Source organism: Microbispora siamensis, assembly GCF_016863095.1.
Lineage (GTDB): Bacteria > Actinomycetota > Actinomycetes > Streptosporangiales > Streptosporangiaceae > Microbispora > Microbispora siamensis.
The window spans coordinates 1-18,206 of sequence record NZ_BOOF01000020.1 but is presented as its reverse complement, the minus strand read 5'-3'; the positions used below and the strand labels follow the sequence as shown (position 1 = coordinate 18,206).

The 18,206-nt window shown below is 72.7% G+C and carries 14 protein-coding genes; 7 read left to right on the top strand and 7 right to left on the bottom strand.

From position 1 onward, the window contains the following. Nucleotides 1-115: 115 nt before the first annotated feature. The 5 genes from Msi02_RS44555 to Msi02_RS18630 are packed head-to-tail and all read left to right on the top strand — an operon-like array spanning nt 116 to nt 5,785. Nucleotides 116-1,210 carry an ABC transporter ATP-binding protein gene (locus Msi02_RS44555; RefSeq protein ID WP_204049549.1) on the top strand — a complete coding sequence of 365 codons (1,095 nt, stop codon included), beginning with the start codon at nt 116-118 and terminating at the stop codon, nt 1,208-1,210. Next, on the top strand, nt 1,207-2,226 hold the full coding sequence (locus Msi02_RS18645) for an ABC transporter permease (RefSeq protein WP_204049548.1): 1,020 nt from the start codon (nt 1,207-1,209) through the stop codon (nt 2,224-2,226). The genes Msi02_RS44555 and Msi02_RS18645 overlap by 4 nt, the downstream gene beginning before the upstream one ends. Next, nucleotides 2,223-3,017, top strand: a complete 795-nt coding sequence (locus tag Msi02_RS18640) for an ABC transporter permease (protein ID WP_204049547.1) — start codon at nt 2,223-2,225, stop codon at nt 3,015-3,017. The genes Msi02_RS18645 and Msi02_RS18640 overlap by 4 nt, the downstream gene beginning before the upstream one ends. A 6-nt stretch (nt 3,018-3,023) precedes the next feature. Continuing rightward, complete coding sequence (locus Msi02_RS18635) at nt 3,024-4,148, top strand: extracellular solute-binding protein (protein ID WP_204049546.1); 1,125 nt, start codon at nt 3,024-3,026, stop codon at nt 4,146-4,148. A gap of 14 nt (nt 4,149-4,162) precedes the next feature. Continuing rightward, nucleotides 4,163-5,785 carry an amidohydrolase gene (locus Msi02_RS18630; protein WP_204049545.1) on the top strand — a complete coding sequence of 541 codons (1,623 nt, stop codon included), beginning with the start codon at nt 4,163-4,165 and terminating at the stop codon, nt 5,783-5,785. 61 nt (nt 5,786-5,846) lie between these two features. Here the strand turns inward: Msi02_RS18630 and Msi02_RS18625 are convergent, their stop codons facing one another. From Msi02_RS18625 to Msi02_RS18605, 5 genes are all read right to left on the bottom strand, one after another. Then, nucleotides 5,847-6,317, bottom strand: coding sequence for an SPW repeat protein (locus tag Msi02_RS18625; RefSeq protein WP_204049544.1), 471 nt, complete (start codon nt 6,315-6,317; stop codon nt 5,847-5,849). Nucleotides 6,318-6,443: 126 nt separating this feature from the next. Further along, nucleotides 6,444-8,219, bottom strand: coding sequence for a glycoside hydrolase family 15 protein (locus Msi02_RS18620; protein ID WP_373308281.1), 1,776 nt, complete (start codon nt 8,217-8,219; stop codon nt 6,444-6,446). Nucleotides 8,220-8,274: 55 nt separating this feature from the next. After that, nucleotides 8,275-9,624, bottom strand: a complete 1,350-nt coding sequence (locus Msi02_RS18615) for a D-arabinono-1,4-lactone oxidase (protein ID WP_204049615.1) — start codon at nt 9,622-9,624, stop codon at nt 8,275-8,277. Nucleotides 9,625-9,659: 35 nt separating this feature from the next. Beyond that, complete coding sequence (gene casG, locus Msi02_RS18610) at nt 9,660-11,273, bottom strand: steroid-24-oyl-CoA synthetase (RefSeq protein ID WP_204049542.1); 1,614 nt, start codon at nt 11,271-11,273, stop codon at nt 9,660-9,662. Nucleotides 11,274-11,367: 94 nt separating this feature from the next. Next, on the bottom strand, nt 11,368-12,051 hold the full coding sequence (locus Msi02_RS18605) for a peroxiredoxin (RefSeq protein ID WP_204049541.1): 684 nt from the start codon (nt 12,049-12,051) through the stop codon (nt 11,368-11,370). A 217-nt stretch (nt 12,052-12,268) separates the two neighbouring features. Here Msi02_RS18605 and Msi02_RS18600 point away from each other — a divergent pair, with 217 nt between their 5' ends. Continuing rightward, the gene (locus Msi02_RS18600; RefSeq protein ID WP_204049540.1) at nt 12,269-12,904 is read left to right on the top strand and encodes a class I SAM-dependent methyltransferase; all 636 of its coding nucleotides are present in this window, start codon (nt 12,269-12,271) and stop codon (nt 12,902-12,904) included. 22 nt (nt 12,905-12,926) lie between these two features. Here Msi02_RS18600 and Msi02_RS18595 read toward each other — a convergent pair whose 3' ends face one another. Both Msi02_RS18595 and Msi02_RS18590 read right to left on the bottom strand, forming a co-directional pair. Further along, nucleotides 12,927-14,183 (bottom strand): MFS transporter, encoded by a 1,257-nt coding sequence (locus Msi02_RS18595; protein WP_079320006.1) that lies wholly within the window; start codon nt 14,181-14,183, stop codon nt 12,927-12,929. A gap of 286 nt (nt 14,184-14,469) precedes the next feature. Then, on the bottom strand, nt 14,470-15,474 hold the full coding sequence (locus Msi02_RS18590; protein ID WP_204049614.1) for a LacI family DNA-binding transcriptional regulator: 1,005 nt from the start codon (nt 15,472-15,474) through the stop codon (nt 14,470-14,472). Between the two features lie 343 nt (nt 15,475-15,817). Here Msi02_RS18590 and Msi02_RS18585 point away from each other — a divergent pair, with 343 nt between their 5' ends. Further along, a complete protein-coding gene (locus tag Msi02_RS18585; protein ID WP_204049539.1) occupies nt 15,818-18,175 on the top strand; it encodes a beta-xylosidase/alpha-l-arabinosidase in 2,358 nt (785 codons plus the stop codon). Nucleotides 18,176-18,206 lie beyond the last annotated feature (31 nt).

The following is an 18,206-nucleotide window of genomic DNA, read 5'->3' as shown; positions in this document are numbered from 1 at the left end:
CAAGAAGCGTTGTCATCACCGTTGACAACGCCGTTTACGTCGTGCTTCTCTTTCCCCACCCCATTGCGGCCCGCCCTCTGCCGAGGCCGCTCAGCTGCTCTTTCGGAGGTCGCCCATGACTTCAGCGGCGTCTCATGACGGGCTTCGGATCAAGGGAGTCACGCGCCGCTTCCCCGCGCCGGAGGGCGGGATCGTCACGGCGCTCGACGACGTCTCCCTCGCGATCGAGCCCGCGGAGTTCTTCGTCCTGCTGGGCCCCTCGGGATGCGGCAAGACCACGCTCCTGCGTACGATCGCCGGTCTCGAGTACCCGGACGAGGGAGAGGTCTGGCTCGGCTCCGAGCGGCTGGACGTGCTTCCGCCGTACAAGCGCCGGGTCAACACCGTCTTCCAGAGTTACGCGCTGTTCCCCCACCTCACCGTCGCCGAGAACGTCTCCTTCGGCCTGGAGATGGAGGGGATGAGCCGCAAGGAGGCGGCCCCGCTCGTGGCCGAGGCGCTGGAACTGGTACGCCTGCCGGAGCACGGCAGGCGCAGGCCCGCCCAGCTGTCTGGCGGCCAGCAGCAGCGCGTCGCCCTCGCCCGGGCGCTCGCCAAGCGGCCCGAGGTGCTGCTGCTCGACGAGCCGCTCGCCGCGCTCGACCTCAAGCTGCGCCGTGGCATGCAGACGGAGCTGAAACGGATCCAGCAGACGACGGGGGTGACCTTCGTCTTCGTCACCCACGACCAGGAGGAGGCCATCTCGCTCGGCGACCGGCTCGCGGTGTTCCAGGAGGGCACCGTCGCGCAGGTCGGCACGCCGCAGGAGGTCTACGAGCGGCCGGCCAACAGGTTCGTCGCCGACTTCATCGGCGAGACCAGCTTCCTGACCGCCGAGCGCACCGACGCCGGTTTCCGGCTCAGGGGCGGCGACGTGCTCCCCGCCGACAGAGTGAGCGGCGCGGGCGACATGGGCGACACGGGCGGCGGCGGAGGCGAGGTGACGATCGCCCTGCGCCCGGAACATCTGGTGATCGGGGGTGCGGACGCCCCCCTGCACGGGGTCGTACGCGAGTCCGTCTACGTCGGCAGCGACGTGCGCGTCGGCGCCGAACTCGCCGGCGGCGAGCAGGTCGTGGTGCGGCTGCCGGTGGGCGCCGCGTTCCCCGAACCCGGCACACGGGTCGGCCTGGACGTGCTGCCGGGCCGCGGCTGGGCGGTGGCTTCGTGACGGACCCCGTGACGCCGCTCACGCCGGGGACCGCGCAGCCCCCGGCGGACGACCCGGCGGACGGCCTGGCCGCCTCGGCCGCCCCCGGGACCGCAAGGACCCGGCCGGGGCGCGCGTCCTCCTCAGGAGCCCGCCGCGTCCACCGGCCGGCCGGTCAGGGCGCCCGGTCCTCGGTGCTGCCGGGCACGCTCTTCCTGCTGGCCCTGGTCGGCGCTCCGCTGGTCATCGTCGTGGCCTACTCGTTCATGTCGCGCGGCATGTTCGGCGTCGGCGTCGCCGGGCCGTTCTCCGTCGACTCCTACGTCCGGTTGCTGTTCGACACGCAGCTCGACGGCTCGAAGATCTTCGACCCCCGCTACATCGGCGTGTTCTGGCAGTCGATCTGGCTCGCCGCGCTCACGACCGTCTGCTGCGCCGTCCTCGCCTTCCCGATGGCGGTGTGGATGGCCACCAGGTCGCCGCGCACGCGGGCGCTGCTCGTCTTCGCCGTGACGATCCCGTTCTGGACCAACACGCTCGTGCGGACGTACGCCTGGGTGCTGATCCTCAACGACAACGGGCCCGTCAGCGGCCTGCTCGGCACGCCGATCGGGCTGCTCTACACGCCGTTCGCGACCGCCGTCGGGCTGGTCTACGTGTCGCTGCCGTTCATGATCCTGCCGGTCTACTCCAGCGCGGAGAAGTTCGACTTCCGCCTGGCCGAGGCGGCCTACGACCTCGGCGCCCGGCGGCTGACCATCCTGCGGCGGGTCGTCTACCCGGCCGTGCGGCCCGGGCTCGTCGCCGGGGTCGTGCTGGTCTTCATCCCGTCGCTCGGCGCGTTCCTCCAGCCGCAGCTGCTGGGCGGCGGCAAGTCGCTGATGATCGGCAACCTCATCGAGCAGCAGTTCGGCGCCTCCCGCAACTGGCCGCTCGGCTCGGCCGTGGCGGTCGCCCTGCTGGTCCTCACCCTGCTGACCCTCATGGGGTTCGCGCTGGCGGGTCGCCGCGGCGGCCAGAAGGTGAGCCTGATGTGAACCGTACGCGACGCGTCGACCTGCGGCGCTTCCCCGCCTTCGCCACCGTCTCTGTCCTGCTGCTGGTCTTCCTCTACCTCCCCCTGCTCGTCGTCGTGGTGTACGCGTTCAACACCGGCAGGATCGCCACGATCTGGGAGGGCTTCAGCCTCCACTGGTTCGGCGACGTGGTGGCCAACGCCGACATCAGGAACGCGACGCTGACCTCGCTCCAGGTCGCGGCCGTCGCCACGGTCTGCTCGGTCGTGCTGGCCATCGGCATCGCCCTCGGCCTGGCCGCGCTGCGCCGTACGGCGCGGGGGGCGGTCATGCTGGTCGCCGGCGCGCCGCTGGTGCTGCCGGAGATCGTGCTCGCGGTCGCGACGCTGGCGATGTTCGCCTTCCTCGACGTGCCGCTGGGCATGACGACCGTGACCCTCGCGCACATCGCGTTCTGCGTGCCGTTCGCGCTGCTGCCGATCCGGGCCCGGCTGGCCGACATGGACCAGCGGGTGTTCGAGGCCGCCGCCGACCTCGGCGCCTCGCCCTGGCGGGTGTTCCGCCGGGTCACCCTCCCACTGCTGGCCCCCGGCATCGTCGCCGGGGCGCTGATGGCCTTCATCGTCTCCCTCGACGACTTCCTGATCACCTTCTTCGTCGCCGGACCGGGCACCACCACGCTCCCGATCTACATCTACGGCATGCTCCGCGTCGGCATCACCCCGGCCGTCAACGCGCTGTCCACCCTGATCCTCCTCGTCTCCCTGCTCGTTCTCGCGGCGGCGTACTTCGCCGGCCGCAAGAGAGGCTGACCGCACATGGTTTCGAAGCACCGGCTCCTCCCCCTCACGGCCCTTCTCGGGGCGGGCGTGCTCGCGCTCGCCGCCTGCGGCGGCGGCTCGACCGGCGCCGCCGCCTCCGGCTCGGACTCCGGCTCCTCGGCCGGCGGCTCGGCGGCGTTCCCCGCCAAGGGGAGCGGCGAGCTGAACCTCTACAACTGGACCGACTACATCTCCCCCGACCTGCTCAAGCGCTTCGAGTCCGAGACCGGGATCAAGGTGCACCTGGACACCTTCGAGTCCAACGAGGGGCTGCTGGCCAAGCTGCAGGCCGGCGGCACCGGCTACGACGTGATCGTGCCGAGCGACTACATGGTGCAGCAGATGGTCCAGCTCGGCCTGCTGCAGGAGATCGACACCGACACCTTCCCCAACGGCAAGAACATCCAGCCCGAGTTCAAGGACGTGTACTTCGACCAGGGGCGCAAGTTCACCGCCCCCTACATGCACGGCACCACGGGCATCGCGGTCGACGAGGCGAAGGTCGGCGGCAAGGTCACCAGCTGGGCGGAGTTCTTCAACCCGCCGGCCGGCGCGAGCGGCAACATGGGCATACTGAACGACTCCAACGAGGTGGTCGCCGCGGCGCTGCGCGCCGTCGGCGCCAAACCGTGCAGCGAGACGCCGGCCGACTACCAGAAGGTGCAGGCGCTGCTCTCCGGGGTCAAGGGCAAGCTCAAGGTGATCAGCTCCGACGGCCAGATCGACCGGATGACGTCGGGCGAGACCACGCTGGCCATGATGTGGAACGGCGCCTTCCACCGGGCCTCGGTGAAGAACAAGGGCATCACCTGGGTCTACCCCTCCGAGGGCCTGCCGCTGTGGCAGGACAACTTCGCCGTCCCCAAGGGGGCGCGCAACGTCGACAACGCCAAGATCTTCATCAACTGGATGCTCGACCCGAAGAACGCCGCCGAGGCGACCAACTTCGTGGGCTACGCCAACGCCGTGACCGGCTCGGACGCGTACATGGACAAGGACCTCGCGAAGGATCCGGCGATCACCCCGCCCGCGGACAAGGCCGCGCTCGCGCAGCCCGTGCCGCCGTGCTCCCAGACCGCCCTGGATCTTTACGACAAGGTCTGGACGGACTTCAAGAGCTGAGAGGACGACGACAGATGCACGCGGACCTGCTGTTCGTGAACGGCCACGTCTTCACCGCCGACCCCGCCGCGCCGCGAGCGCGGGCGGTGGCCGTACGGGACGGCCGTGTCGTCGCCGTCGGCGACGACCATGACGTACGCGACCTGCGCGGGCCCGGGACCGAGGTCGTGGACCTGGCGGGCCGGCTGCTCGCGCCCGGCTTCCAGGACGCGCACGCGCACCCGGTGATGGGCGGCCTGGAACGGCTGCGCTGCGACCTGTCCGGGATCTCCGACCGCCGGGGTTACCTGGACGCCGTCGCCGCCTACGCTGCCGCCCGTCCGGACGACGAGTGGATCACGGGCGGCGGCTGGTCGATGGACGCCTTCCCCGGCGGGACCCCGGTGAAGGAGGACCTCGACGCGATCGTGCCCGGCCGTCCGGTGTTCCTGCCCAACCGGGACCACCACAGCGCGTGGGTGAACTCGGCGGCGCTGCGCGTGGCCGGGATCACCCGCGACACCCCCGACCCGGCCAGCGGGCGCATCGAGCGCGACGCGGACGGCGAGCCGACCGGCACCCTGCACGAGGGCGCGATGGCGCTGGTCGAGCCGCACCTGCCGGAGACCTCGCACGAGGACTACGTCGAGGCCCTGCTCGTCGCCCAGGCGCACCTGCACTCGCTGGGCATCACGGCGTGGCAGGACGCGATCCTCGGCGACTACGCCGGGCACCGCGACGTCACCCCCGTCTACCTCGACGTGGCCGAGTCCGGGCGGCTCACCGCCCGGGTGCGGGGCGCGCTGTGGTGGGACCGCGAGCGCGGCGCCGAGCAGATCCCCGACCTGGTCGGCCGCCGGACCGCCGAGGGCGGTTTCGCCGCCGCGAGCGTCAAGATCATGCTGGACGGCGTGGCGGAGAACTTCACGGCCGCCATGCACGAGCCGTACCTCGACGGGTGCGGCTGCGTCACGGGCAACCGCGGGATCGGCTTCGTGGACTACGCCGAGCTCCCCCGCTACGTGACGATGCTGGACGCCGAGGGCTTCCAGGTCCACTTCCACGCCATCGGCGACCGGGCGGTCACCGCCGCACTCGACGCGGTCGCCGCCGCGCGCGCCGCCAACGGCCCGTCGGGCAACCGCCACCACGTCGCCCACATCCAGGTCGTCCGGCCGCAGGACGTGCCCCGGTTCGCCGAGGAGGGCGTCACCGCCAACATGCAGCCGTTCTGGGCCTGCCACGAGCCGCAGATGGACGAGCTGACCATTCCCTACCTGGGCGAGGAGCGGGCGGCGTGGCAGTACCCGTTCGGCGCCCTGCATCAGGCCGGCACGCCGCTCGCCATGGGCAGCGACTGGCCGGTGAGCAGCCCCGACCCGATCTGGGGCATCCACGTGGCGGTCAACCGGGCCAGGGAGAGCGGCACCACGCCCTTCCTCCCGGGTCAGGCGCTCGACCTGGCGACCGCGCTCACCGCCTACACCGCGGGCTCGGCCCGGGTGAACCACCTCGACGAGACCGGGACGATCGCCCCGGGCATGCTCGCCGACCTGGTCGTCCTGGACCGCGACCCGTTCGCGGCGCCCGTGGAGGAGATCGCGGCGGCCCGCGCGGCGCTCACGTACGTCGCGGGACGGCAGGTGTACGCCGCCTGACCTCCGTCGGCGCGGGCTGTGCCGTACGCCGTTCTCGGCACAGCCCGCGCAGGCGCGGCGGCTACCACTCGCCGCCCGGTGCGCCGACCCCCCGCCGCGCGCCGCCGTGCTGGTGCTGCCGGTAGTTGGCGGCGAACGCCAGCGCGCCGAGGCCGAACAGGAAGATGATCGCCCCGGTGACCACGTTGTCCCAGATGGTCGCGGTGGTCGCCGGCCGGCCGCGGATCACCCACGGCGCGATGATCGTCCAGACGCCCAGCACCGGCGTCACCCAGCTCATGCCGTACGTGCGGCCGAAGGCGGACGCGCAGCTCATCGCGAGCGCCGCGACCGTCAGCCCGACGATCAGGTTGTTGATCGCCAGGCCGCCGAAACCGCTGAAGCCCACGATCCACGGCGAAATGGCGAGGTAGAGCCCGGCGAGGAACGTCACCCCGTCCATGACCTGCGCGGGAGCGGTCGATCCCGCCCGGTCGTACGTCTGGCGCAGCTCCGTCACGTCCGGGCGGCGGGCCAGACCTGGTCGCACCATGTCGCGTCACCTCTTCTCCCAGACGGGGCCGGGCCGAAGACCCGGACCCCTCGCTTGCATCATGCAACGCCGCAGGTGGCGGAGGGGAGGTCGCGAGATGCGCGGGAAACAGATGGACGACATCTGTCAGTCAGATGTTCCCGGCGCGGCCAGGGCCCGGGCCGCGTTCACGACGGACACATGACTGTAGGCCTGGGGGAAGTTGCCGGACTGGCGCCCCTCGCGGACGTCGTACTCCTCCGACAGCAGGCCGACGTCGTTGCGCAGGGACAGCAGGCGCTCGAACAGGCGCCGCGCCCGGTCGCGGCGGCCGATCAGCGCGAGCGCGTGGGCGAGCCAGAAGGAACAGGCGATGAAGACACCCTCCCCGCCCGGCAGTTCGTCCACGTCGTCGGCCTCGGGCCGGTAACGCAGGACGAGGCCGTCCTCCGTCAGTTCGCGGCACACCGCGTCGACGGTGCCGGACACCCGAGGGTCGTCCAGGGGCAGGAAGCCGAGCCGGGGAATGAGCAGCAGCGCGGCGTCGAGGCCCTTCGACCCGTAGAACTGGGTGAAGGTGTTGCGGTCGGGGTCGTAGCCGCGCGCGCACACGTCGCGGTGGATCTCCTCACGCAGCGCGCGCCAGCGGCGGACGGGGCCGTCCTGTCCCAGCTTCTCCACCGAGCGGACCATGCGGTCCGCCGCCACCCAGGCGAAGATCTTGGAGTGGACGAAGTCGCGGCGCGGGCCGCGCACCTCCCACAGCCCGTTGTCGGGCTCCCGCCACGCCCCCTCCAGATACTCCATGAGCGCGCACTGCAGGTCCCACGCCTCCTCGTCCGGCCGCAGGCCCGCCTCCTTGGCCCGGTAGAGGCAGTCGATCACCTCGCCGTACACGTCGAGCTGGAACTGCCGCGAGGCGGCGTTGCCGACCCGCACCGGCCGCGATCCCTCGTATCCCGGCAGCCAGTCGACGGTCCACCCGGGTATGTGCCTGCTGCCGTCGACCGTGTACATGATCTGCAGGTCGGCGGGGTCCCCGGCGACGGCCCGCAGCAGCCAGTCGCGCCAGGCCGTCGCCTCGTCCGCGTAGCCCGCGCCCATCAGCGCCTGGAGGGTGAACGACGCGTCCCGCAGCCAGCTGTAGCGGTAGTCCCAGTTGCGCGGGCCGCCGATCTGCTCGGGCAGCGAGGTCGTGGGCGCCGCGACGATGCCGCCGGTGGGGGCGTACGTGAGGGCCTTGAGCGCGAGGAGGCTGCTGCCCACAGCCTCGCCGTACTCCCCCTGGTAGCGGCACCGGCCGAGCCACTGTTTCCACAGCCGGTCGGTGGCGGCCAGCTCCTCGGCCGCCTCCAGCCGCCGCGGCCGGCCCTGCCACGACTGCTGCCAGGTGAGGACGAACGGCACCCGGTCTCCCGCCGCGACGGCGAACGAGGCGGTCGTCCCGCGGAGGCGGGAGTCGTGGGTGAGCTCGACGGGCGACTGGAGCCAGGCGGCGTTGGGGCCGGCGACGACGGCCAGCTCCCCCTCGCGGTGCCGCACCCAGGGGATCACGGCGCCGTATTCGAAGCGCAGCAGCAGTTCCGTGCGCATCTCCACCCGGCCCCGCACGCCCTCCACGATCCGCACCAGGTCGGGCGCCTCCCCGCGTGGCGGCATGAAGTCGAGGACCCGCACGCACCCGCCGGGCATGTCCCAGGTCGTCTCCAGGACCAGCGTGCCGTCGCGGTAGCGGCGCCCGGTGCACGTCCCCCCGCCCGCCGGGGCCAGCAGCCAGCGTCCCGCCGACCGGCCGCCCAGGAGCGCCGCGAAGCAGGCTCCGGAGTCGAAGCGCGGCAGGCACAGCCAGTCCACCGAACCGTCGCGCCCGACCAGGGCGGCCGTGTGCATGTCGCCGATGAGCGCGTAATCCTCGATGCGCATCGTCATCCCCCGCGATCCCCGGGACTTACCCGGTCATCAGGGGACGAACCGGCGATCAGCCGAGGACGTACCGCTCGACGAACTCGTTGGCGAAGACGCCGCGCGGGTCGTAGTGGCGCGCCAGCGCCGCGAAGTCGTCCAGGCGCTCGTAGCGGGAGCGCAGGACGTCCGCGGGGAGGGTGAAGAGCTTCCCCCAGTGGGGCCGCGCGTCGAACGGCGCCAGGCACTCCTCGATCGCGGTGAGCACGGGCGTCACGGCGGCGGCGTCCTTGATCCAGGTGAAGTGGAAGGCCACCGTGTCGCGGCCCTGGCTCGGGCTCAGCCACAGGTCGTCCGCGGCGATCGTGCGGATCTCGGAGATCTGCAGGACCGGGGCGATGCGGTCGCGGATCCCGTCGAGGGCGTGGAACGCCGCGGCCGCGTGCCGCCGGGGCACCATGTACTCCGCCTGGAGCTCCTCGCCGCTGCTGGGGGTGAAGTCGGGCCGGAAGTGCGGCAGGCGCTCGAACCAGGGGCCGGGGACGCCCAGCTGGGCCGTGCAGTGCACCGCCGACATGCCCGGCACGGGATGCCTCGGGCCGTCGGCCGGCGTCGCCCCGAAGAAGCCGCCGCCCGGCTCGGCGGCGTAGAGCCCTCCGGCGGCCGTGGCCCCCTCCAGGCCGCCCGCGGCGGCGTCCCCCGCGAGCCCGCTCACGGCCGCCGCCTCGGCGGGGTCCGCGCCGGACGCGCCCACCCGCTCCTTGACCCAGACCTGGTTGATCCGGGAGGTCCGCCAGTCGGTGAACAGGCTGACGCTGTAGGCGGCGGACATGACGGCGTCGAACTGGTCGTCCAGCACCTCGGCCGGCAGGCCCTCGTACACGCGCTGGCGGACGTCGAACGACGGCACGACGTCGAGTGTCATGGCGACGACCGCGCCGAGGGCTCCCAGCGCGACGACGGCCCCGGCGAACCGGTCGCCGTCCGCGTCGCGGCTCAGCGTGACGAGGTCGCCGTCGGCGGTCACCATCTCGATCGCGCGTACGGAGGTGGCGAGACCGCCGTTGGCGTCGCCCGAGCCGTGGGTTCCGGTCGCGCAGGAGCCCGCCACCGAGATGTGCGGCAGGGACGCGAGGTTGGGCAGGGCGTAGCCCTTGTCGTGCAGACGACGGCCCAGCTCGCCGTACCGGACGCTCGCGGCGACCCGCACGGTGGACGAGGCGCCGTCGATCTCGATCTCCGGCGGCAGCGCGTCGAGCGAGATCAGCGCGCCCGGGGAGTCGGCGATGTGGTTGAAGGAGTGGCCGCTGCCCAGCACGCGGGCCTTCTCGCTCCGCGCCACCAGGGCGCGCACCTCCTCCACGGAGGAGGGCCGCTCGACCGCCGCGGCCCGGAACGCGATGTTGCCCGCCCAGTTTGTCACCATATGAGTCACAGAGGAGTTCTACCGGAAGATGGCGCTCAGATGCTGACCTGCGTGCGGTTCACCTTCCCTGTGGCGTTGCGGGGCAGGGGCTCGGTCCTGATCGTCCAGCGCGACGGCACCTTGTATCGGGCGAGGCCGGCGGCGGTGTGCTCCCGCAGCTCGCGCTCGGTCACCTCCGCGCCCGGCCTCACCACCACCACGGCGGCGACCTCCTGGCCGAGATCGTGGTGCGGCACTCCCAGCACGACGCACTCGCGCACCGCCGGATGCGTGCCGATCCGGTCCTCGACCTCGGCCGGGTAGACGTTCTCCCCGCCCCGCAGGATCAGGTCGGACCGCCGGCTCGACACGTGCAGCCGGCCGTCCACGATGCGGCCGAGGTCGCCCGTGCGGAACCACCCGCCGGGGGCGCTCGCCGCCCGCGTCGCCTCCGGGTCGCCCCAGTAGCCCAGCATCATCTGCGCGCCGCGCAGGCAGATCTCCCCATCGACGCCGTCGGGCACCCGCTCGCCGCCGGGCCCGCGGATCTCCACCCGCATCGTGGGCACCGGCCCGCCGACCGTGCCCGGGTCGGCCAGCAACTCGGCGGCGGACGCGAGCGTCGCCGCCGTGGACGACTCGGTCAGGCCGTAGGTCGTCCCGAGGGCCGCGCCGGCCCGCGGCAGCACCTCCCGCAGCCGCTGCTTGAGCGCCGGGGAGGAGGGCGCGCTGTTCACCGAGACCGTGCGCAGCGAGGTCAGGTCGTACGGCGAGAGGTCGTGCTCGACCAGGCGGGAGAGCATCGTCGGCACGGCGCCCCAGTTCGTCACCCGTTCCTTCTCGATGAGCCGCAGCACGCGGGCGATGTCGAAGCGGCCCAGATGCAGCACAGCGGTGTCGCCGACGGCCAGGCGGACGACGGCGAGGTTGTGCAGGGCCGCGATGTGGAAGAGCGGGGTCACCAGCAGGAAGCGCCGCCCCGCCTGCGGACGGCCCGTCTCCGCGGCGACCGCGTCGTTCAGCAGGTGGAACCAGACGGCGGCGATCACGTTGCGGTGGGAGTGGGTGGCGCCCTTCGGCCGTCCCGTCGTCCCGCTGGTGAACAGGATGACCGCCGGGTCGTCCTCGTCCACGGCCTCCACGGGCTGCGCCGCGCCCCGATGCCGCTCGACGAGCGCCGGCAGGTCGTCCTCGATCGACAGCACCGGGATGCCGGGCTCGCCGGCGAGCGCCCGGCGCGGCGCGTCGGCGACGAGGACGGCGGGCTCGGTGAGACCGAGGCCGTGGGCGATCTCCGGGGCGGCCCACATCGAGTTCATCCCGACGGCGACCGCGCCGAGCGAGACCGCCGCCCAGAAGGCGATGATCCACTCCGGCCGGTTCGCGGCGCAGATAGCGACCCGGTCGCCCTTGCGCACGCCGTACTCGTCGCGCAGGGCCGCGGCCAGCGCGCACACCGCCTCGTGGTGCCCGGCGAACGTCAGCCGGCTCTCCCCGGCCACCAGATACTCCCGGTCGCCGAAGCGGAGCGACGCGCGGAGGATCTCGCCGAGCGAACGCTGCCGGTGCGCGAAGACCTCCATCGGCTCGCCGAGCACGTCCTCGACGCGCACCTCGAAGGGAGCGCCCGGGGCGGTGAGCCGGGCCAGCGCCTCCTCGCGGGTGGTCATGCCGCTGTTCCTGCCACGACCCGCACGCTAACCGGACCGGCGGCACGCGCGGCGCCCCGCTCCCGCTGACCGGAACCCGGCGGGGGGCGTACGGTCAGGCGCCGCGGCCGGGGAGGCTGGCGAGATACCAGTCGACGAGCTTGAGCCGCTCGTCGGCCAGCCTCGCCTCCACCTCGGCCTGGGTCTTCGGCGCGCCCAGCAGCACGTCGTCGCCGGGCCGCCAGTTGGCCGGGCAGGAGACGCCGTCGCGATCGGCCGTCTGCAGCGCGTCCACGAGCCTGAGGATCTCGGGGACCATCCGCCCCGCGTTCATCGGGTAGTAGAGGATCGCGCGGACGACCGACTCCGGGTCGATCACGAACACCGCGCGGACCGCCGCCGTCGCGGACGCGTTCGGGTGGAGCATGCCGTACGCGCGGGACACCCGCGTGTCGAGGTCGGCGATGATCGGGAAGGGGATCCGCACGCCGAGCCTGTCCTCGATCGCCCGCGTCCAGGCGAGGTGGCTGTGCACGGAGTCGACCGAGTTGCCGAGCAGGGCGACGTTCCTGGCGGCGAACTCCTCCGCCAGCTCGGCGAACGCGACGAACTCGGTGGTGCACACCGGGGTGAAGTCGGCCGGGTGGCTGAACAGCACCAGCCACCGCCCGGCATAGTCGGCGAGCCGGACCGGCCCGTGGGTGCTCTCGGCCTCGAAGTCCGGCGCCCTGTCGCCGATGAGCGGCAGCCGGGCCGGTTCCGCCCCAGGCGTCGCCGCGGAGGTCACGGCAGAGGTCATGGTCGCTTCCTTTCCGCGTCACGCCGCCCGGAGTGGGCCGGCCCGCGAGTGCCGCCGCGTCGCCGCGCTCGCCTCGTCGTCCAACGCGTCGTCCATCGGGCCCGTACCCGCGATGGCCGGTGGCGACCACGACCGTTTTGCCCCGATTCGGTAATGCCGCAGGTCATGAGGGTTCGTGCCGGGCGGGAATGAAGGAGGGACGGGGAAGGGGGACGCCATGCCGACGACCGGGGTCAGCCATCCGCTGTTCGCCCGCTTCTACACCTGGTTCAGCCAGGTGCTCGACCGGCACGGCATGACCGGGCAGCGTGAGGCGCTGGTGGCGGGGCTGTCCGGCCGGGTGATCGAGGTCGGCGCGGGCAACGGGCTGAACTTCGCCCACTATCCGCCGTCCGTCACCGGCGTGCTGGCCGTCGAGCCCGAACCGAGGCTGCGGGCGATCGCCCGCCACGCCGCCCGTGGAGCGCGGGCGCGGATCGAGGTCGTCGGCGGCCTGGCCGACCGGCTCCCGGCCGGGGACGGCGAGTTCGACGCGGCGGTGGTGTCGTTCGTGCTGTGCTCGCTGCCCGATCCCGCCGCCGGGCTGCGGGAGATACGCCGGGTGCTGGCCCCGGCCGGGCGGCTGCGCTTCCTCGAACACGTCCGCGCCGGGCCCACGGGCTGGGCCAGGGCGCAGGACCTGCTGGACGCGACCGTGTGGCCGTGCCTGACCGGCGGCTGCCACACGGGCCGCGACAGCGTGGCGGCGATCGAGGCGGCCGGCTTCACCGTCGGGTCGCTGGAGCGCTTCTTCTTCCCCGGCCGCGTCCGCAGCCCCATCTCCTTCTGCGTACGCGGCGAGGCCCGGCCCTGAGACCCGCGCCTGATCGAACGGCTCAGCGGGTGTCCGGGCGGCTCGCCAGGGCGTCGTACCGCCGGAAGGCGGACACGCCGAAACCGGTCACCAGGACGAGCAGGGCGCACACCAGGCCGCCGCCCGCCCAGGAGGGCACGAGCCCGAAGGCGTCCGCGGTGGCGCCCGCCCGCAGGTCGCCCAGGCGGGGCCCGCCCGCGACGACGACCATGAACACCCCCTGCAGGCGTCCGCGCATCTCGTCGGGCGCGTAGGTCTGCAGGATCGTCTGCCGCCAGACGGCGGAGGCGAGGTCGGTCGCGCCGCCGATCGCCAGCAACGCCACGACCAGCCACAACGGCTGCGCCAGCGCCGCCGCGGCCACCGTCACGCCCCACAGTGCGATCACGAGCGTGAGCGCCACCCCCTGGCGGCGTACGCGGCCGACCCAGCCGGAGAAGACGCCGGCGACGACCGCCCCGATGGCGATGCTCGCCGACAGCCAGCCGAACGCCACTGCCGACCCGCCGAAGCGCTCGGCCGCCATCTCCGGGAACAGCGCCCTCGGCATCGCGAACGCCATCGCGATGATGTCCACCACGAACGACATGAGCACGACGGGCCTGCTCACCACGTATCTGAGCCCGTCGACGACCGAGCGGAAACCCGGCCTGGAGATCTCGCCGACGGGCGCCAGCGTCGGCAGCCGTACGGCCGCGTAGAAGCCGGCGCCGAACAGGACGGCGTCGATGAGATACGCGGTGGCGTACCCGCCCTTGGCGAGCACCACCCCGGCCAGCAGCGGCCCGACCACCGTGCCGATGCTGCTGACGAGGAAGTTGAGGGTGTTGGCCGCGGGCACCCGCTCGGTCGGCACGATGCGGGGAATGATCGCGCCGCGCGTCGCCGAGGTGACGGCGAAGCCGATCGACTGCAGGGCGATGACGGCGAGGATGAGATGGACGCTGCCGAGCCCCGACCAGGCGTGCAGCAGCAGGGCGACGGTCGACAGCCAGGCCACCACCGAGCCGGCCAGCAGGAGCCGGCGGCGGTCCATCGCGTCGGCGACCGCGCCGCCCCACAGGCCGAAGACGACAAGCGGGACGAGGCTCACCGGCCCGAGCATGCCCACCCACAGGGACGACCCCGTGATGCTGTACACCTGCCCGCTCACGGCCACCGAGGTGAGCTGGAAGCCGATGAAGGAGACCCCCTGCCCCACCAGCAGCCGCCGGTATGCGGGAATGCTCAGGGGCCTGGTGTCAAGGGCGACACGCTTCAGGACTGCCTGTACCGCCACCCTTTACCTCGCTGATCTGGGCATATACACCATTTGGCGTACTTTACTCTGGCCGCTGACGGCGGCCGTTACCGGAGTCCTGGAAAGGATCAGACCGTAAGCACCTGATACAGGCAGCCCTGTATCGGCATGGATCTTCGCAGAAAATTTCGTAGTGATTCCGAATGTTTCTGACGCGGGTCCCGCCTTCGCGGGCAGCCGACGCGACCAGCCCTCACGGGAGGATCAGCGGCGGGATCAGGCGCGAGGATGCCGGTGCCGAAATTTCTGTCTGTGTTCCGAAACTTCAGGCCACGAGCGGGGCGGTGCTGCCGCGTACGACGAGGCTGGTGGTGAGTTCGAGGCGGTTCTGCGGCGGGGTCTCCCCGCGGGCGAGGGCGACCACCATGGCCGCGGCGGCGGCGGCCATCTCGGTCAGCGGCTGGCGGACCGTGGTCAGCGCGGGGATGAGCCACTGCGCCATCGGCAGGTCGTCGAAGCCGACCACGCTCAGCTCGTCGGGGATGCGCAGCCCCATCTCGTGGGCCGCCTGGTACACGCCCATGGCCTGCGCGTCGTTGAAGGCGAACACGGCGGTCGGCGGCCGGGGCAGCGCGAGCAGGGAGCGGGCGTGCGCCAGGCCGTCCTCCGCGCTGAAGTCGCCCTGCCGGACGAGCCCCGGGTCGGTCGGCACGCCCGCGGTGTCCATCGCGGCGCGGAACCCGTCGAGCCGGGCGCGGCTGGACAGCGCGTGGGCGGGGCCGGTGATGAGGGCGATGCGCCGGTGTCCCAGCTCAAGCAGGTGGCGCGCGGCCGACAGGCCGCCGCTCCAGTTGCCCGCGCCCACCGAGGGCAGCTCGTGCCCGGGATCGCCGGTGGGATCGACCAGCACCACGGGGATGTCCCGGGTCCTGAGCTGCTCGCGCTGGGCCCGGGTGAGGCCGGAGAAGACCACGATCACGCCGCAGGGACGGCGGCCGATCACCCCCTCGATCCAGCCCCTGCCGTCAGGGTGGTCCTGCAGCTCGGAGACGACCACCGCCAGGTCGTGCTCGCGCGCCACCTGCTCGACCCCCTTGATGACCTCCATCGCGTACGCGCCCTCCAGCTCGTTGAAGACCAGCTCGATGAGAGGAGCGGCGGTGGGGCGCTTCTTCTGCCGGCGGTACCCGTGCTCGCGGATCAGGTCCTCGACCAGGGCCCGAGTCTCGGGGGCGACCTCGGACCTGCCGTTGACGACCTTGGAGACGGTCGCGGGGGACACCCCCGCCAGCTCGGCGATCTGGGCGATGGTCAGCGGCCGGGAGGGCATGCGTTCGGGCGGTGTCGGCTCCCTGGTCGTGGTCATGGCCGCAGTTTAGCGTCATACTTTCGGACACTCACCCGAATGTTTCGGATATCTCACCGCCGCTTCCTTGACGACCTCCAGCGCAGCGGCCTAGAGTCCACATAAACTATCGGTCCTGATTGAGAAACTTTCGGACGACAGTCCAGACGACAGTTCAGATGAGCAGGGGGCGCTCGATGCGGTTGCTCGCGTACCGCCGTCTACCGCCGCCGCGGCGCGGGCACGGCCGGGCCGATCGCCGCCTGAACCCCGTACGGCGTCTTCCGGGGCCGAGCCCCATGCGATGGATCGACAAGCAAGGGATGTCATGACATTCGTAGACGCGCCGGGGCTCGCGCCCTGGCGGGACGGCGACCGGCCTCTCGACGAGCGCGTGGAGGCGCTGCTGGCCGAGATGACGCTGGAGGAGAAGGCCGCCCAGCTCGGATCGGTGTGGGTCGACATCTCGCCCGCCGGCTCGGAGGCGGCGGGCGGCAACGTCGCACCGTTGCAGGACCTGTTCATGAAGGACGGCGCGGACCTCGCCGACCGTATGCGCGACGGGGTGGGTCATCTGACCCGGGTGTACGGCACGGCGCCGCTGAGCCCGGCGGAGGGGGCGGCCGGGCTGCGGAAGCTGCAGGAGCAGGTGATCGCGGCCAACCGGTTCGGCATCCCGGCCATCGCGCACGAGGAGTGCCTGACCGGGTTCGCCACCTACGGCGCGACCGCCTACCCCACCCCGCTGGCCTGGGCCGCGACCTTCGACCCCGCGCTGGTTGAGCGGATGGCCCGGGCCATCGGCGACGACCTGCGCGCCGTCGGCGTCCACCAGGGCCTGTCGCCGGTCCTCGACGTGGTGCGCGACTACCGCTGGGGCCGGGTCGAGGAGACCCTCGGCGAGGACCCCTACCTGGTGGGCCAGATCGGCGCGGCCTACGTACGCGGCCTGGAGAACGCCGGGATCATCGCGACGCTCAAGCACTTCGCCGGATACGCCGCCTCCCGGGCGGGTCGCAACCACGCCCCGGTCAGCATCGGCCCCCGAGAGATGGCCGACGTCATCCTCCCGCCGTTCGAGACGGCCATCCGCGAGGGCGGCGCCCGATCGGTCATGAACTCCTACACCGACGTCGACGGCGTACCCGTCGGCGCCAACGCCGGACTGCTGCGCGGGGTGCTGCGCGACCAGTGGGGATTCGACGGCACGGTCGTGGCCGACTACTGGGCGGTGCCGTTCCTGGCCATGATGCACCACGTCGCCGCCGACGAGGCGCACGCCGGCGCGGTCGCGCTGCGCGCGGGCATCGACGTGGAACTGCCCGACACGGTCGGCTACGGCGCCCGCCTGGTCGAGCAGGTCCGGGCCGGCCACGTGGAGGAGGCCCTGGTCGACGAGGCCGTGCGCCGGGTGCTGCGGCAGAAGATCGAACTCGGCCTGCTCGACGGCGGCCCCCTCGTGCCCGAGGGCGCCGGCGAGGTCGACCTGGACAGCCCACGCAACCGTGACCTGGCCCGCACCGTGGCCGAGCGCTCGGTGGTGCTGCTGGCCAACCCCACCGGCGTGCTGCCCATCGCCGCCGGGACGACCGCCAGGATCGCCGTCATCGGCCCGTGCGCCGACGACCCGCAGACGCTGCTCGGCTGCTACGCCTTCCCCAACCACGTGCTCGACCGCTTCCCCGACCACGGCATGGGCCTGCCCATCGCGCCCGTCCTGGACCTTCTGCGGGCCGAGTTCCCCGATGCCGGCCTGCACTTCGCCCGGGGCGCCGACGTGTCCGGCGACGACACCTCGGGCATCGCCGAGGCCGCCGCCCTGGCCGGGCAGTCGGACCTCGCCCTGCTGTTCGTCGGCGACCGGGCCGGGCTGTTCGGCAACGGCACCTCCGGCGAGGGCTGCGACGCCGCCCACCTCGGCCTGCCCGGGGTGCAGGGGGAACTGGTCGAGGCGGTCCTGGCCACCGGCACGCCGACCGTGCTGGTCGTGGTGTCCGGCCGCCCGTACGCCGTGGGCGACTACGCCGGCCGGGCCGCCGCCGCGCTCCAGGCGTTCCTGCCCGGAGTGGAGGGAGGCACGGCGATCGCGGGGGTGCTCAGCGGCCGGGTCGAGCCCTCAGGCCGCCTGCCCGTCCAGATCCCCGGCTCCCCCTTCGTCAACCCCTCCACCTACCTCCAGCCGCCCCTGGGACTGCGCACCGACGGCATCTCCGTGTCCGACCCGACCCCGGCCTTCCCCTTCGGCCACGGGCTGTCGTACACGACCGTCACCTACGACGCGATGACGACCTCGGCGGAGCGGTGCCCCACGGACGGCACGGTCGAGGCGCGGGTGACCGTCACCAACACCGGCACCAGACCGGCGGAGGAGGTCGTGCAGCTGTACGCCTCCGACCCGGTGGCGCAGGTGGCCCGGCCCGTCGCGCAACTCGTCGGCTTCGCCAGGGTGCCGCTCGCGCCCGGGCAGACCCGCGAGGTGGTCTTCGAGATCCCCACGGACGCCTTCTCCTACACCGATCCCGGCCTGCGCAGGATCGTCGAACCGGGCGTCATCGCGCTCACCGCCGGCCCGTCCGCCGCCGACCGCCCCCTGCGTACGGACATCCTGCTGACCGGCGACACCGTCGTGCTCGGCCGGGCCCGGCGGCTCACCACACACGCGCGGGTGCCGGAACCGGCCTCCTGACCGTGGCACGCGTACGGCGGGCGGCCGGGCC